The 15,297-nt window shown below is 61.0% G+C and carries 12 protein-coding genes; 8 read left to right on the forward strand and 4 right to left on the reverse strand.

Translation table 11 applies throughout. From position 1 onward, the window contains the following. Window positions 1–59: 59 nt before the first annotated feature. Both GTP46_RS04015 and GTP46_RS04020 read right to left on the reverse strand, forming a co-directional pair. Window positions 60–1,820, reverse strand: coding sequence for an allantoate amidohydrolase (locus GTP46_RS04015; RefSeq protein WP_161005449.1), 1,761 nt, complete (start codon window positions 1,818–1,820; stop codon window positions 60–62). Between the two features lie 72 nt (window positions 1,821–1,892). After that, complete coding sequence (locus GTP46_RS04020) at window positions 1,893–2,831, reverse strand: LysR family transcriptional regulator (RefSeq protein WP_161005326.1); 939 nt, start codon at window positions 2,829–2,831, stop codon at window positions 1,893–1,895. A gap of 120 nt (window positions 2,832–2,951) precedes the next feature. Between GTP46_RS04020 and GTP46_RS04025 the strand changes: the two genes are divergently transcribed. Then, window positions 2,952–4,160, forward strand: coding sequence for a urate hydroxylase PuuD (locus tag GTP46_RS04025; RefSeq protein WP_161005327.1), 1,209 nt, complete (start codon window positions 2,952–2,954; stop codon window positions 4,158–4,160). A 10-nt stretch (window positions 4,161–4,170) separates the two neighbouring features. Further along, window positions 4,171–5,397: a M20/M25/M40 family metallo-hydrolase gene (locus tag GTP46_RS04030; protein WP_161005328.1), complete on the forward strand. Its 1,227-nt coding sequence runs from the start codon at window positions 4,171–4,173 to the stop codon at window positions 5,395–5,397. A gap of 69 nt (window positions 5,398–5,466) precedes the next feature. On the opposite strand, the gene GTP46_RS04035 is transcribed toward GTP46_RS04030, so the two are convergent. Beyond that, window positions 5,467–6,192: a type 2 periplasmic-binding domain-containing protein gene (locus GTP46_RS04035; RefSeq protein WP_161005329.1), complete on the reverse strand. Its 726-nt coding sequence runs from the start codon at window positions 6,190–6,192 to the stop codon at window positions 5,467–5,469. A gap of 91 nt (window positions 6,193–6,283) precedes the next feature. On the opposite strand from GTP46_RS04035, the gene GTP46_RS04040 reads away from it, so the two are divergent. The 3 genes from GTP46_RS04040 to GTP46_RS04050 are packed head-to-tail and all read left to right on the forward strand — an operon-like array spanning window position 6,284 to window position 9,724. Then, the gene (locus tag GTP46_RS04040; RefSeq protein ID WP_161005330.1) at window positions 6,284–7,528 is read left to right on the forward strand and encodes a paraquat-inducible protein A; all 1,245 of its coding nucleotides are present in this window, start codon (window positions 6,284–6,286) and stop codon (window positions 7,526–7,528) included. Beyond that, window positions 7,521–9,137 carry a PqiB family protein gene (locus GTP46_RS04045; protein WP_161005331.1) on the forward strand — a complete coding sequence of 539 codons (1,617 nt, stop codon included), beginning with the start codon at window positions 7,521–7,523 and terminating at the stop codon, window positions 9,135–9,137. Before GTP46_RS04040 ends, GTP46_RS04045 begins: the two co-directional genes overlap by 8 nt. Next, on the forward strand, window positions 9,134–9,724 hold the full coding sequence (locus tag GTP46_RS04050; RefSeq protein WP_161005332.1) for a PqiC family protein: 591 nt from the start codon (window positions 9,134–9,136) through the stop codon (window positions 9,722–9,724). The genes GTP46_RS04045 and GTP46_RS04050 overlap by 4 nt, the downstream gene beginning before the upstream one ends. Here the strand turns inward: GTP46_RS04050 and GTP46_RS04055 are convergent, their stop codons facing one another. Continuing rightward, a complete protein-coding gene (locus GTP46_RS04055) occupies window positions 9,725–10,633 on the reverse strand; it encodes a LysR family transcriptional regulator (RefSeq protein ID WP_161005333.1) in 909 nt (302 codons plus the stop codon). It abuts the gene before it with no gap. Window positions 10,634–10,718: 85 nt separating this feature from the next. Here GTP46_RS04055 and GTP46_RS04060 point away from each other — a divergent pair, with 85 nt between their 5' ends. The 3 genes from GTP46_RS04060 (at window position 10,719) to GTP46_RS04070 (ending at window position 15,297) form a co-directional block, all read left to right on the forward strand. Next, window positions 10,719–11,423, forward strand: a complete 705-nt coding sequence (locus GTP46_RS04060) for a histidine phosphatase family protein (protein ID WP_161005334.1) — start codon at window positions 10,719–10,721, stop codon at window positions 11,421–11,423. A 13-nt stretch (window positions 11,424–11,436) separates the two neighbouring features. Further along, window positions 11,437–12,651 (forward strand): acyl-CoA dehydrogenase family protein, encoded by a 1,215-nt coding sequence (locus tag GTP46_RS04065; RefSeq protein ID WP_161005335.1) that lies wholly within the window; start codon window positions 11,437–11,439, stop codon window positions 12,649–12,651. 144 nt (window positions 12,652–12,795) lie between these two features. Then, window positions 12,796–15,297 (forward strand): TonB-dependent receptor, encoded by a 2,502-nt coding sequence (locus GTP46_RS04070; protein WP_161005336.1) that lies wholly within the window; start codon window positions 12,796–12,798, stop codon window positions 15,295–15,297.

Raw genomic sequence — 15,297 nt, forward strand, 5'->3', positions numbered from 1 at the left:
TGAGAGTACGTCGAAAATGCTTCAGGCTCGGATTGTACGTCTATTTCGTTGTCAATAAACTATTTTTCGTGGTGGTTGTATTGCCGGAGGAAGTCCAGCAGCACGCGGGCGGCGATGTCGGCGTCGTCGGCGGTCATGGTTTCCAGCGGATTGTGACTGATGCCGCCGTTGCCGCAGCGCGTGAACAGCATGGCGACGTCGGTGACGGCAGCCATCGCCATGGCATCGTGCCCCGCGCCGGACAGCAAGTCGTAGCGTGGCAAGCCGGCGCGTTCGATGGCATCGCCGAATTGCTGCATCAGGCGCGGCGCGCACGGTGCGGCTTTGGCGTCGACGATTTGCTGCAAACTGACTTCCACCTGGCGGCGCGCGCAAATGGCGGCGATGCCGTCCAATACATCCTTCACCGCCGCGACGCGGACCGCATCATCTGCAGCGCGGATGTCGAGCGACAGTTTGCATGCGCCGGGAATCACGTTGACCGAACCACCGGGCACCTGCAACTGGCCGACGGTGCCGACCAACGATGGCGCTTGTGCGCAGCGCTGTTCGACCAGCAGCACGATCTCCGCTGCCGCAGCGGCAGCGTCTTTGCGCATGGTCATCGGCGTGGTGCCGGCGTGGCTGGCGAGGCCGGTGAGGTCGACCAGGTAGCGCGAGCTGCCTGCAATCGCCGTCACCACGCCCAGCGCAAGATCGCGCTCCAGCAGCACCGGACCTTGTTCTATATGGACTTCTACAAAGCCCAGCAAGTCGGCTGGATTGCGCGCAATCGCGGAAATGCGCGTCACGTCGTGACCAGCGGCCAGCAGTGCATCGCGCATGCTGACGCCATCGGCATCGGTCTGGTCGAGCAGCGACAAGTCGAAGTGGCCCGTCACTGCGGTACTGCCGAGGAAAGTACTCTTGAAGCGCACACCTTCTTCTTCCGCGAAGGCGACGATCTCAAAATGGAATGGCAGTTTTTCGCCGCGCTGATGCAGGTGGCGCACCAGCGCAATCGGCAGCAGGATGCCGAGACGGCCGTCGTACTTGCCGCCGTTGCGCACGGTGTCGTAGTGCGAACCGGTCATCAGCGTTTTCGCATTCAGCGCGTCGGAGCGATAGACGCCGGCCACGTTGCCGACGGCGTCGATGTGCGCGTCCATGCCGGCGGCGCGCATCCACTCCAGAATTTGCGCGGCGGTCTGGCGATGGGCTGGCGTCATGTAGGCGCAGGTTAGCGGGCCGCTGTCGTCATCGCTCCACGCGGCCAGTTCTTCGCTCCACTGCATGATGGCCGGGCCGAATTCCAGCTGAACCGACAGCAGGTCGTTAAGACGAATCTCGGCGATGCGTTTGATCTGGCGGAGACATTCCGCAATTTCATCAGCGCGCTGGTTCTTCAAACGGCGTTTGAAGGCAGCGATAACGGCTTGCCGCGTCAGCCCTTGCCCGGTCGGGCCTTTGACCGCGAGGATGAAGGGGAATCCGAACTTGGCGTTGTAGTCTGCATTCAGCTGGTGCAGCACGGCGAATTCCTCTGCACTGCAAAGGTGCAGGCCGGACTTGGCTTGCTCACTGGTCGATTCGGCGGTGAGCTGTCCGGCGACGGCAGCCTTGCCCGCCAATTCAGGGTGCGCGCGGATCAGACCAAGCTGCTCATCCAGCGTGGCGGCGCTGACCACTGACTGCAAGGCCAGCTTCAGCGCCGTCTCGTTGGCGAAAGGACGCTGGACCGCCGCGCGTTCCGGTATCCACGGCGAATGCTCGTAGATGCCGCGCAGGCGGTCGATGAAGGTGGCGGCGTCGCAGCTATTCAGTTCATGGAGTGTGGTCATCATGGCTCACATCATAACGCGCCAGCGTCGCCGCAATATATGCGGTATGGCCTAAGGTTTATAAGACTGCGCTTACTTTTGCAGCAGCGACTTCGCGGCGGCAGTGACCTGTTCGCGTAGCCATTTGTGTTCCGGCGCCTGGTGCACGCGCTCGTGCCACAGCTGGTAGAAGCGCATCGCCGGGAACTTCACTGGTACCGTGAACTTCTTCAGCGGCATCTGCTTTTCGTAGTGACGCACGAACTGGGTGCCGGTGGTCAGCACCAAATCGGTTTGCGCCAGCATATTGGGGATCAGGCCGAAGTAGGCCGATTCCACCACCACGTTGCGCTGCAGGTTTTGCCGCTCAAGATAATCGTCGATCACGCCAAGGTAGCCGGGCAGGATCTGCGTCGGCGCCACGTGCGGCAGCGAGAGATAGTCTTCCATCGTCATCTTGTCGCTGGCGGTGCGCAGTGCGTATGGACAGTCCGCGCGCATCACGCAGATGATGGGATCTTCGAACAGCTTGGACATGTGCAGGTGCTCGGGCGGCTCGTCCCAGTTGGCGATGACGAGGTCCATGTCGCCGTCCGACAGCAGGCGCACATAGTCCGAACCCGCGCCAAGGCCGTGAATCTTGATCCGGCTATTCGGCGAGCCGCGTCGCAGCAGCGCTACAAGATTCGGCAGGAACTGGCTGTCCAGATAGTCCGGCGCGGCCACATGAAAAGTGCGCGCTTCTTCCTGTGGCACGAAAGGTGCCTTCTTCAAGAACAGGTTCTCGGTTTCGTCCAGAATGCGCTTTGCTGGTGCAAGCAGGCTTTCACCGTGCTGGGTCGGCACCATGCCGCGCGCACCGCGCACCAGAAGCGGATCGCCGGTCAGCTCGCGCAGCTTGCGCAGCGACGCCGAGATCGAGGGCTGCGGCTGATTCAACTTGAGGGCGACGCGGGAGACATTTTTCTCGACCAGCAGCAGGTAGAGGATGCGGATCAGGTGGAGGTCCAGATGTTGCGGCAAAGCGGACATGAGCAGGCTAACGTTATACGGGATCGAATATGTCTAATATACTCTAATGTTCATGTAGCAGGAATCAAATCCGTTTATCTTCTGTAAATTAGCCACATCTTTGACCCGATAAAAAAATACATGGAATACCTGATCCCGTACGGCCTTGAGTGGGCCAACCTTCTTGTGCGCTGGCTGCATATCATCACCGGCATCGCATGGATAGGCGCCTCGTTTTATTTTGTGTGGCTGGATAATTCGATCCGTCCGCCGGCGCCGGGATCGGAGCTGGCGAAGAAGGGCGTGTCGGGCGAGCTGTGGGCGGTGCATGGCGGTGGTTTCTATAATCCGCAAAAGTATCTGGTCGCACCGGCCGAGCTGCCGAAAGATCTGCACTGGTTTAAGTGGGAAGCGTATTCCACCTGGCTGTCCGGCATTGCGCTGCTGACTATCGCCTACTACTTCAACGCGCAAGCGATGATGATCGATAAGTCGGTAGCGGACCTCACCAGCTTACAAGCCGTCGGCATCGGCATCGGCACCTTGGTGGTCGGCTGGACCGTGTACGACCTGCTATGCCGCTCGCCGCTGGGTAAGCACGATGCGGCGTTCGGCGTAGTGATCTTCGCGCTGATTACCGCTGCCGCATATGGCCTTACGCATGTGCTGAGCGGCCGTGCCGCCTACATTCATATCGGTGCGCTGATCGGCACCATCATGGTTGGCAATGTGCTGATGCTGATTATTCCGGGCCAGCGCAAGATGGTAGAGGCCATGTCGGCCGGCCGCATGCCGGACCCGGTGCATGGCCAGAAGGCCAAGCAGCGCAGCGTCCACAATAACTACTTCACGCTGCCGGTGCTGTTCATCATGATCAGCAACCACTATGCGATGACTTACCGGAACGACCATGGCTGGCTGGTACTGGCCTTCATCATGGCAGCCGGTGTGTTCATTCGCCACTTCTTCAACCTGCGCCACAAGGGCCGCGTGGAATGGCGCTATCCGGCGATTGGCCTGGCGCTGCTGGCCGCTGTGGCGGTGGCGATTGCGCCGCCTAAGCCAGCGCCGGTAGTTGCCGCTGCCGATCCGGCGGCGGAATTCGCCAAGGTAAAAACGGTGATCGATACGCGCTGCTTGTCCTGCCACTCGATGCACCCAACCCAGGCTGGCTTCACTGCGCCGCCGCTGGGCGTGGCCTTCGACAGCGCAGAGCAAGTGCACCAGAACGCGGAAAAAATTTACAAGCAGGTAGTACAGACCAAGGCTATGCCGCTGGCTAACCTGACCAATATGACGGACGCCGAACGCGCGCAAATCGCAGCGTGGTACGAGTCCGGCGCACAATGAAGGAACTGAAATGAGCAAGGAAAAACTGGCGCAATGGATCGATGCGCACTTTGATGAAGAAGTCGGCGTGTTGCAACAGCTGCTGCGCGTACCGACCGATACGCCGCCCGGCAACAACGCGCCGCATGCGGAGGTGGTGGCAGACCTGGTCAAGGCTTATGGCTGGACCGCCGAGAAGCACGCGGTGCCGGAACAAGCCGTGCGCGATTACGGCATGGAGAGCATTACCAACCTGATCGTGCGCCGTCCTTACGCGGCGGGCGGTCCGACTGTGGCGCTGAACGCGCACGGCGACGTGGTGCCGCCGGGTGATAACTGGACTTTCCCGCCATACGGCGGCGTAGTCGATAACGGTTTTATCTACGGCCGCGCTGCGGCGGTGTCCAAGTGCGACTTTGCCACCTATATCTTCGCGGTGCGCGCGCTGGAAGCGCTGGGCGTGCCGCTCAAGGGCGGACTGGAACTGCACTTCACCTACGACGAAGAATTCGGCGGCCTGCTCGGGCCGGGCTGGCTGCTGGAACAAAAGCTGACCAAGCCTGATTACGTGATCGCGGCTGGCTTCAGCTACAACATCGTCACCGCGCACAACGCCTGCCTGCAACTGGAGATCACCGTGCACGGCAAGTCCGGCCACGGTGCGATGCCGGAGACCGGCCACGATGCGCTGCAGGCGGCAACTCGCATCCTCAACGCCATCTACGGCCAGCTGCCGGAACTGAAAAAGATCAAATCGAAAATCGCCGGCATCGATTCGCCGACCATGCTGGTGGGCCGCATCGATGGTGGTACCAACACCAACGTGGTGCCGGGCAAAGTCACGCTGAAGATGGACCGCCGCATGATTCCGGAAGAAGATCCGGTAGCAGTGGAAGCGCAAGTGCGCGCGCTGATCGAGAACGCGGTGCAGGGCGTGCCCGGCATCACGCTGGAGATCAAGCGCCTGCTGCTGTCGCACGCACTGCGCGAGCGTCCGGGCACGGAGAAGCTGGTGGCCAGCATCCAGCAGAATGCGGAAACCTTCATCGGCGAGAAAATCCCGGCGCAAGGCACGCCGCTGTATGCGGACGCGCGCCTGTATGGTGAACACGGCATTCCAGCAGTGCTGTACGGCGCCGGCCCGCGCACCGTGCCCGAGTCCAACGCCAAGAAAGCCGATGAACGTCTCAATCTGGAAGACCTGAGGAAAGCGACCAAGGTGGTAGCAAGCACCTTATTTGACTTCCTCGGAGCGTGAGATGTTTTCTAAAAAGCCGATGGCCGCTACTGGAAAAAACTGAAGACTTCGAGCAGCTGCCTTCCAGCGTCAAGGCGAAATAAAGTACTTCTTTTGTAGCCGGGCATTCAGGCCTTGAGCGTTCAGGCGCCTGGCTGCTTCGGTGAGTGACGGCGCCAGTAAGGCATAGTCCTTGCCGAGATAGATGTAGAGATTGAACTCATCCAGCTGCTTGCCGATGTGTCCCTGGCGCAGCAGTGCCCGCGACTGGGCGTTCAAGCTGCCATCGTCGAAAACACATGCCTGGTCGCGGCCTGCCAGCACCATCTCCAGGCACGCAGGCACAGATTGCACATCATGCGGTTGTACATTGGGCCACATGGCCTCCAGCCGTTGCTGGTAGATGTAGACGCCGCGCTTGTAGCTGATGGTCCGCGCCTTGTTTGCCAGTTCCGCCCAGCTGCTAATCGCCGGCCGTGAAGTGCGCGTGAACACAAAGGTACGTGAAGTGATGAACGCTTCTTCCACGCGATGGTATTCCGGACGCTTCTCATTGTATTGCCGCACCCGGCCTACTTCACCGGCGATGCTGCCGTCGGCCAGCATGGCGGAGCCGCGCCGGCCCGGCAAATTGCGTAGTTGGCAGCGCTGGCGAACCTCGGCGCAAAGCTGCTCCAGATATTCCAGCGCATAGCTGTACACGACGGTTTCCGGATCGTGTGTGGTGCCGAAGATCAGCGTGTCCGGTCCTTGCGCCAGTGCGGGCGCGCACAGGGCGATGGCGATCGCCGGCAATACGGGCCAACAGCGGGGCATGGGCTGTCTCCGGAATAGAAATCGTGCTCTATGATAGCCGATCCGGGTTTGCCGTATCATATGCTCCATCATAGATACAACGGCCAGCCTTGTGCATCGATACGATTTAATCAGTTGCCATGACTGCGGTGTGCTGCATCGGCGCCGCCCGGTACGCCCGCGCGAGAAGGCGCGCTGCGTGCGCTGCCGCTCGGTCCTGTATCGCGGCATCCATTCCGACGCCAGCCGCATGGCAGCCATCACGCTGGGCGCGGTGTTCACCTTTTTGATTGCGCAGTTTTTCCCTATCGTCGAACTCGAAGTGGGCGGCTACAGCAGCAGCGCCACGCTGCTGGGCGCTATCCACGTGCTGTGGACGGAGCAGATGCAGCTGGTGGCGGTGGTGGTATTCCTGTTCACGATGTTGCTGCCGGCGGTGGAGCTGGGGGCTTTGCTGTATGTGACGTTGTCGTTGCGCGCCGGCCATCGGCCACCGGGCTTCGACCATTTGCTGCGCGCGGTCGGCATGGCACGGCGCTGGGGCATGACCGAGGTGCTGATGATCGGTATCCTGATCACCATCGTCAAGATGACCAGCCTTGCGGAAGTGGTGGTGCAACCGGGCCTGTTTGCATTCGGTGCGCTGACGCTGATGCTAGCGGTCGTAGTGTCCTTCGATCCGAAAATTCTGTGGAATCTTGGAGAGCATTTACCGGGTCCGCGCCGCCCGGCGCAGCAGGTCGTGCACGATGATAAGGCGCAGCTGCTGGCTTGCCATAGCTGCGGCCTGGTGGAGCCGGCGCACCACCGGCATTGCGCGCGTTGCGGCACCCGGCTGCATCGCCGCCATCCGGATAGTGTGGGCCGCACCTGGGCCTTCTTGCTGGCGGCCGCAATCCTCTACATTCCCGCCAACCTGCTGCCGGTGATGTATACCCATTCGCTGTTCGGCAAAGAGGACGACACCATTATCAGCGGCGTGGTCTACTTCTGGACTAGCGGCTCGCCGGCGCTGGCGGCGATTATTTTTGTCGCCAGCATCGTGGTGCCGGTGCTGAAGCTGGCGTCTCTGGCCCTGCTGGCGTGGACCGCGCAGCGGCGCTCGCGCTGGCGGCCCTTGCAGCGCACGATGTTGTACCGCATTGTGGAGTTTGTCGGCCGCTGGTCGATGCTCGATATTTTTGTGATTACGCTGACGGTGGCGCTGGTGCGCTTCCAGTCGCTGGCGGTGATCACGGCCGGTCCCGGCGCGCTGGCGTTTTGCGCGGTGGTGGTGCTGACCATGATCGCGTCCATGCAGTTCGATCCCCGACTGATCTGGGATCCTGTCGAAAACCGTGGAGAAAAGCATGTCTGAAAACGAGAGCGGCCCGCCGCCGCTGCCCGAACCGAATGTGGATAAAGCCAGCCGCTGGCTGCCGTCGCTGGTATGGCTGATTCCTTTGCTGGCTGCGCTGATCGGCGTAGTGCTGGTAGCCAAGTCGGTGCTCGACCAGGGGCCGACAGTAATCGTCAGCTTCCGCAGCGCGGATGGGCTGGAGCCGGGCAAGACCAAGGTCAAATACAAGGACGTGGATATTGGCCTGGTGCGTTCGATTTCGCTGGGGCGCGATTTGTCCAAGGTGCTGGTCACCATCGACATGAGCAAGGAGGCCAAGCGCTTCACGGCGGCCGATACGCGTTTCTGGGTAGTCAAGCCGCGCATCGGCGCGAGTGGTGTGTCGGGTTTGAATACGCTGTTGTCAGGCTCCTACATCGGCGTCGATGCCGGTAAGTCGGAAGAAACGCATACCGAATTCACTGGGCTGGAAAAGCCGCCGCAGGTGACACGCGATGAAAAGGGCACAAGCTATACGCTGCATGGCGATACGCTGGGCTCCATCGATGTTGGCTCGCCGATTTTCTATCGCCGCATCCAGGTAGGACAGGTGACCGGCTTCGATCTGGAAGAGAAAGGGCGCGGCGTACGGATGTCGGTGTTCGTCAGTGCGCCTTACGATCAGTATGTCGGCAAGAGCACGCGCTGGTGGCATGCCAGCGGTGTCGACGTGAGGCTGGATTCCAATGGCTTCAAGGTCAACACGCAATCGCTGGCGACGTTGCTGGTGGGTGGTCTCGCGTTCGAATCGATGAGCGGACAGAAACCGGTCAACGTAGCGCCGGCCGGTAGCGAATTTTTACTGGCCGCGGACCGCGACAGCGCGATGCGCGAACCGGACGGTGTGCCGATTACCACGGTACTGTATTTCGACCAGTCGCTGCGCGGCTTGTCGCCGGGCGCACCAGTGGACTTCCGTGGCATCGTGATGGGCGAGGTACGGACGGTCGGCGTGGAGTTTGATCCGGTCAAGAAGAGCTTCCGCATGCCGGTCACAGTGGACATGTATCCGGCGCGGTTGGGACGCAGTTTTGCGCAGACCATCGCCAACGACCAGGAACGCAATGCGGGGCCGCAGTTGATGGAACGCCTGGTAGCGCGTGGCTTGCGTGGACAGCTAAGGACCGGGAACCTGCTGACCGGCCAGTTGTACGTGGCGCTGGACTTCTTCCCGAATGCTGCGCCGGCCAAGGTGGATATGACGGCTGAAGTGCCGGAGATGCCAACAGTGCCGAACAGCCTCGATGAATTGCAGACGCAAATCTCCAGCATCGCGCGCAAGCTGGATAAGGTGCCGTTCGAAGAAATCGGCAAGAACCTGCGCGATACCTTGAAGAGCGTCGATGTGCTGATGAAGCAATTGGACGCGCAAGTGGTGCCGGAAATGAAAGGCACGCTGGCGGCGGCGCGCAAGACCTTCAACGAAGCGGACCAGCTGCTGCAAAAGGATTCGCCGGTACAGTCGGACTTGCGCGAAGCTTTGCAGCAGTTGAATCAAACCTTGCAGTCGCTGAATGCGCTGTCGGATTATCTGGAGCGGCATCCTGAGTCGCTGATACGTGGCAAGCAAAAAGGAGAGCAGAAATGATGCGTGTGATTTTGTCCGCCGCAGTGGTGTTGATGGCCGGTTGCGCGAGCGCGCCGCCGGAACACTTCTATAGCCTCAGCTCCGGCATGGGCGCACCACACGCCACGCAGTCCGCGCCGGCTTATTACATCGAACTGCCGGCAGTGACAGTGCCGCAGCAAGTGGCGCGCAATCAGTTGGTGGTGACGACAGGCGCTGGCCGCGTCGACCTGCTGGAACAGGAGCGCTGGGTGTCGCCGCCGTCATCGGAAATCGGACTAGCGCTGTCGCTGGCGATATCGAACGAGTTGGGCACCATCGACGTGTTCCGCACGCCGACGCCGGACAAGGCGCCGGTCTACCGCATCAGCACCAACGTGCAGCGCTTCGAATCGGCACCTGGCCAGTACGCACTGATCGACGCTGTTTGGAGCGTGCGTCTGGTCGGCAGCACGCAAGTGCTGACTTGCCGCAGCGTGGCGCAGGAGACAGTAAGTGCCGGCTACGACGAACTAGTCGCAGGCCACCGCCGCGCCGTCATCCGCATCAGTACCGACATCGCCAAAGCTGTGCGCACGCTGGCTTCTGGCGCCAAAGCCGGCTGCTGATTATGAAGCCTGCATGGCGGCGGCGATTTGTTCGCGCAGCCACAGGTTGGCGGGATCGTTGTCGACGTTGTCGTGCCAGTAGAGGTAGATGTCCAGCGCTGGCATGTCGAGCGGGAAGGGCAGCAGCTGGTTGTTGAATTGCTGGTTGACGATGCGCGCCAGTCGCTCGGGCATGGTCAGCGCCAGGTCGGTCTCGCTCACCACCCGGCAGGCGGCGAAGTAGTGCTGGCAGCGCAGTCGGATGCGGCGTTGCAGGCCTTGGCGGCTCAGTTCCACATCCTCCAGTCCCGGTCCACGGCGGCGCGAGCTGGTTTGGATGTGTTCCAGTTGCAGATAAGTCTCCAGCGTCAGCTTGCGGCGCTTCACCAGTGGATGGTCGCGCCGTACCAGTACCACCGTCTTGTCACCCGCCAGCTGCGTGCGGCGAATGTCGTTTGACAGCGGCAGCAGGATGTCGATTGCCGCGTCCAGTGTGCCGGCCGCCAGTTCACCTTCCAGCTCGCGGCGGCTGACCTGCAAAGTATTCAGCGTGACCGTTGGCGCTTCGCGTGCGATGCCGGCCATCAGCGGCGGCAGCACGCTGGCTTCCAGCACATCGCGCACGCCGAGCGAGAAACTGCGTTCGCTGCTGGCCGCATCAAAACGCGCCGCGCCGCTCAGCGTCACTTCAAAACCGCGCAGCGCACGCCGCACCGGTTCGATGATGGAGCGGGCCAGCGGCGTTGGCGTCATTACGTGGCCCTGGCGTTCAAACAGAGGATCATCAAACAGCTGGCGCAAACGGTTCAGCGCATGGCTGATGGCCGGCTGCGTCAAATTCATCTTCAGGCTGGCGCGGGTGATGCTGCCCTCCGCGTAAATCGCTTCCAGCACGATGAACAGGTTGAGATCAACTTTTGATATATGCACAGGATTTATCCGGTTCAATTAATTCTATTCATTTGATGAATTATAGGCCAGGCGCTAAGCTGAGAGGCTCAGGAGAGATAGCGATATGGGACAAATTTTACTGGTGCGTCACGGGCAGGCCTCGTTCGGTAGCGCCAATTACGATCAACTGTCGGAGCTGGGCTACGAGCAGGCGCGCCTGCTGGGGCAGTGGTACGCCAACAGCTATCAACCGTTCAGCAAGGTGGTCACCGGCGGCATGGTGCGTCACTGCCAGACCGCCGACACTTGCATGGCCGAGCTGCCCAAGCCACTGCTGGCCGATACTGAATGGATCACCGACGCAGACTTTGCCGAATTCGATCACCACGAAGTGCTGCTGCGCCACTGCCCGGAGTACGCCGATGCTGCCGCCTTCAAGGCGCTGCTGGCCAACCACGTCGATCCATCGCGCGCGCTGGAGCATCTGTTCCGCGCCGCCATGCAGCGCTGGATGAGCGGCTGGCACGATAGCGACTACGCCGAACCGTGGCCCGACTTCCGCCGCCGCTGCGTGCGCGCGTTGGAGCGTCTCGACACCGAAGACCGTGGCCAGTCCACCATCGTGTTCACATCGGGCGGCGTGATCGCCACGCTGATGCAGCACCTGCTGGGGCTACAGGATTATCAAGTGATGGAATTGAACTGGACGCTGGCCAATTGCGCCGTCACCAAACTGCTGCAGCGCCCCGGCCAGTTCACGCTGAGCTATCTGAATAATTATTCGCACCTTGAATGGCTAGGCCAGCAAGGCAGCGTCACCTACCGATAACCGAGGAAGCATCATGAATTTTGAATACAGCCCGAAAGTAAAGGCACTGCAGGCCAAACTCACCGCCTTCATGGATGAACACATCTATCCGAACGAAGCCGCCTTCCATGCCGAGATCGACGCCAACCGCGCCGCCGGCAATGCGTGGGTCGCCACCAAAATCATGGAAGAACTCAAGCTGAAAGCGCGCGCTGCCGGCTTGTGGAATTTGTTCTTGCCCGAGTCCGAACTGGGCGCCGGCCTGACCAACCTGGAATACGCGCCGCTGTGCGAAATCATGGGCCGCGTGCACTGGGCGCCGGAAGTGTTCAACTGCTCCGCGCCGGACACCGGCAACATGGAAGTGCTGGCGCGCTACGGCACGCCGGCGCAGCAGAAGCAGTGGCTGGAACCGCTGCTGGATGGCCGCATCCGCTCCTGCTTTGGCATGACCGAGCCGGAGGTGGCATCGTCGGACGCCACCAACATCGCCAGCTCCATCGTGCGCGACGGCGACGATTACGTGATCAATGGCCGCAAATGGTGGTCGTCCGGCGCCAATGATCCGCGCTGCGCGGTGTTCATCTTCATGGGCAAGAGCGATCCTGATAACGCCAGCCGCCACCAGCAGCAGTCGATGATCCTGGTGCCGCGCGATACGCCGGGCGTGAACATCTTGCGCCACTTGCCGGTGTTCGGCTTTGACGACGCGCCGCACGGCCACGCCGAAATCGTGTTCGACAACGTACGCGTGCCGGCTTCCAACCTGCTCCTCGGCGAAGGCCGTGGTTTTGAAATCGCCCAAGGCCGCCTTGGCCCGGGCCGTATCCACCACTGCATGCGCCTGATCGGTCTGGCCGAGCGCGCGCTGGAACAGATGTGCAAGCGCAGCCTATCGCGGGTGGCCTTCGGCAAACCGGTGGCGGAGCAGGGCGTGACGCTGGAGCGTATCGCTGAAGCCCGCATCCTGATCGACCAGGCCCGCCTGCTGGTGCTCAATGCGGCCTACATGATGGATACGGTCGGCAACAAGGTCGCGGCCAAGGAAATCGCCATGATCAAGGTGGCCGCGCCGACCATGGCTTGCCAGGTGATCGACTGGGCCATCCAGGTGCAGGGCGGCGGCGGCATGGCCGATCCATTCCTGGCCCACGCCTACGCGAGCGCCCGCTCACTGCGCCTGGCCGACGGTCCCGACGAGGTGCACCGTTCGCAAATCGGCAAGATGGAACTCGCCCGTTATAAATAAGCCAATTGTGCGGCTTAAGGTAATCGTTTTCCGCGCATGTGTTGCGCGGATTTCCCACTCCTGTTGACTTCTTTTGAATGCCGGTTTAATCTTGCTCGTCACTTAAGTTAAACGATTAACTAAAACTATAAGCAGGAGACAAGCATGAAAAAGACCATCCCCCTCACGCCGATGGCGGCGGCGCTCGCCGTAGCTTTACTGTCCATGAACGCGCAAGCGCAACAGGAGGAATCCACCTCCAAACCGGGCACGCTGGAAACCGTGGTGGTGACCGCTAACAAGCGCGTCGAAAAACTGGAAAACGTGCCGATGGCGATTTCCGTCATGAGCGAGCAGGAAATCCAGCGTACCAACATCCGCGAGATTGAAGACGTGGTGGCCATGATGCCGTCGCTGACGCTGAACTCCGGCACCACCTCGGCCAACAACGCCATCTTCATGCGCGGCATTGGCACGGTGTCGGTCGGCATCGGCGTCGAGTCGGACGTGGCCGTGATCATCGACGACATTCCTATCGCCACCCAGTTCCAGGCGTTTAAAGACCTGGCCGACGTCTCGCGCATCGAAGTGCTGAAAGGCCCGCAGTCCACGCTGTTCGGTAAATCGGCGGTGGCAGGGGCGGTCAGCATCGTCACCAAGCCGATCTCCGGCCCGATGGTGTACCGTGCCAGCACTTACCTCACCAACGACAATGAGTGGCGCGTCAACGCATCGGCCGGCGGCCAGCTGGATGAGCATTTCGGCTTGCGCCTTTACGCCGGTAAGACGCGCATGCCGGGCAATTTCCACAACCTCACCGACGGTAAGGACGTCAACGGTTCGAGCGGCAACACCTTCATGGCCAAGCTGCAGTGGAATCCGATCGAGAGCGTACAGGTGGACCTGACGCCGCGCTACAACTACCAGGAAAACTCGCGCGGGGTGACCGCAGTGAACGGCTTCTTCCTGCGCACTGGCTCGGCCGCTGCGGGCACGCTGGTGTCGACACCGATCGGCCTGGACGGCGTCTACCTGAACGGCAATCCGCAGCTGCCTGCATCGGTGCTGATGAAGGGCATCAACGTCAACGATCCAAACAACCGCAACGTGCGCCGCGACTTCCCGACCGGCCTGGTATCCAGCGACCGAGGCCTCGGCTTGAAGGTGTCGTGGACCTTGCCGAACGACGCCACGCTGATGTCGATCACCTCGTGGAGCAAATACTTGGCCAATGACTTCCGCGACCAGGACTTCACCGACCAGCCGACCATCGCCGCCGCCGGTTCGACCGTACCGACCATCGGCAATTACCAGTTCGGCACGTACGACATCCGCTCGAAGACGCAGGAGCTCCGCTACGTCTCGCCGGACACCGGCACGTTCAAGTACGTGGCCGGCCTGTGGCTGGCGCATAATGAAATCTACCGCCACTTCATCCGCGGCTATTGCGTGGCGCCGATGACCTGCAACGCCAACTCGCCATCGAGCCCAACCAACTACTACACCGACATCTACAACACCAACAAGGCGGTGTTCGGCCAGGCCTCGTGGGAGTTCCTGCCAACCTGGACTGTGACCGCTGGCGTGCGCTTCAACCAGGAGATTTCGGGCTACCACTACAAGCGCAACTTCTACACCGACCAGCTGGACGAAGCCTCCTTCAAGCCGGGCCCGGTGGGCGTGGACCAGTTCCAAAGCTATGGCAACAGCGACCCGGCCACCACCGGCAAGGTCAGTCTGCAGAAGCAGATCACGCCAGAGTGGATGGTCTACACGCAGGCCTCGACCGGCTACAAGGGCGAAGCGTATGACGTGACCTCGGGCCTGAAAGCAGTAGCGGCGTTCCCGGTCAAGCCGGAAACCAGCCAGAGCTTCGAGATCGGCGCCAAGGCTAACCTGTTCAACAATCGCCTGTCGATTGCGGCCACGTACTACAACTCGGACTTCTTCGGCTATCAGCAGAACGTGACCTACGTGCTGCCGAACGACCCGACCATCTACAGCCAGCTGAACTCGATTCCGCACATCGCCACCCACGGCTTTGAGATCGACGCCAACGCACTGGTGGCCAACAACCTGAACGTGAACGCGTCGCTGGCCTTCACCTTGCCGACCATCGAGAAGTGGGCCAACGGTCCGTGCTATGCGGATTCGACCAACGTGGCGGTGAGTGGCACCAAGCTGGCGGCCAACGGTTCCATCGCGGGCCAGAACTCGGCCTGCTTCCCGATCGCGGCAGGCTCGACCACCGGTGTGCAGAATCTAAACAACTCAGTGTTCCCGGGCACGCCGAAGATCAAGCTGAACGTGGGCGCCACCTATGACTTCAGCATTCCGACGCTGCCATACAAGGGCTTTGTGAATGCCAATGTGCGTTATCAAAGCGACTACCTTACCAACATCAACAACGACCCGAATGCGCGCAACAAGGCTTACAGCATTACCGATTTGGGCTTCGGCGTGCGGACTTCGGACGACAAGTACAAGCTGAGCTTCCGCATCAACAACCTGTTCGACCGTTTCTACATCCCGAATGCGAACGCCAGCGGCCCATCGTCGTTCCGCAACGGGCCAACCGCAACCTCGCCGCAAGTTACGGCCAACAGCTGGGTGCCGCCGCGTGACGTATTCCGCTACTTCAGCGTGAAGCTGGATGTGAAATACTAA

It is taken from the genome of Duganella flavida, from assembly GCF_009857445.1.
GTDB classification, from domain to species: domain Bacteria; phylum Pseudomonadota; class Gammaproteobacteria; order Burkholderiales; family Burkholderiaceae_D; genus Rugamonas; species Rugamonas flavida.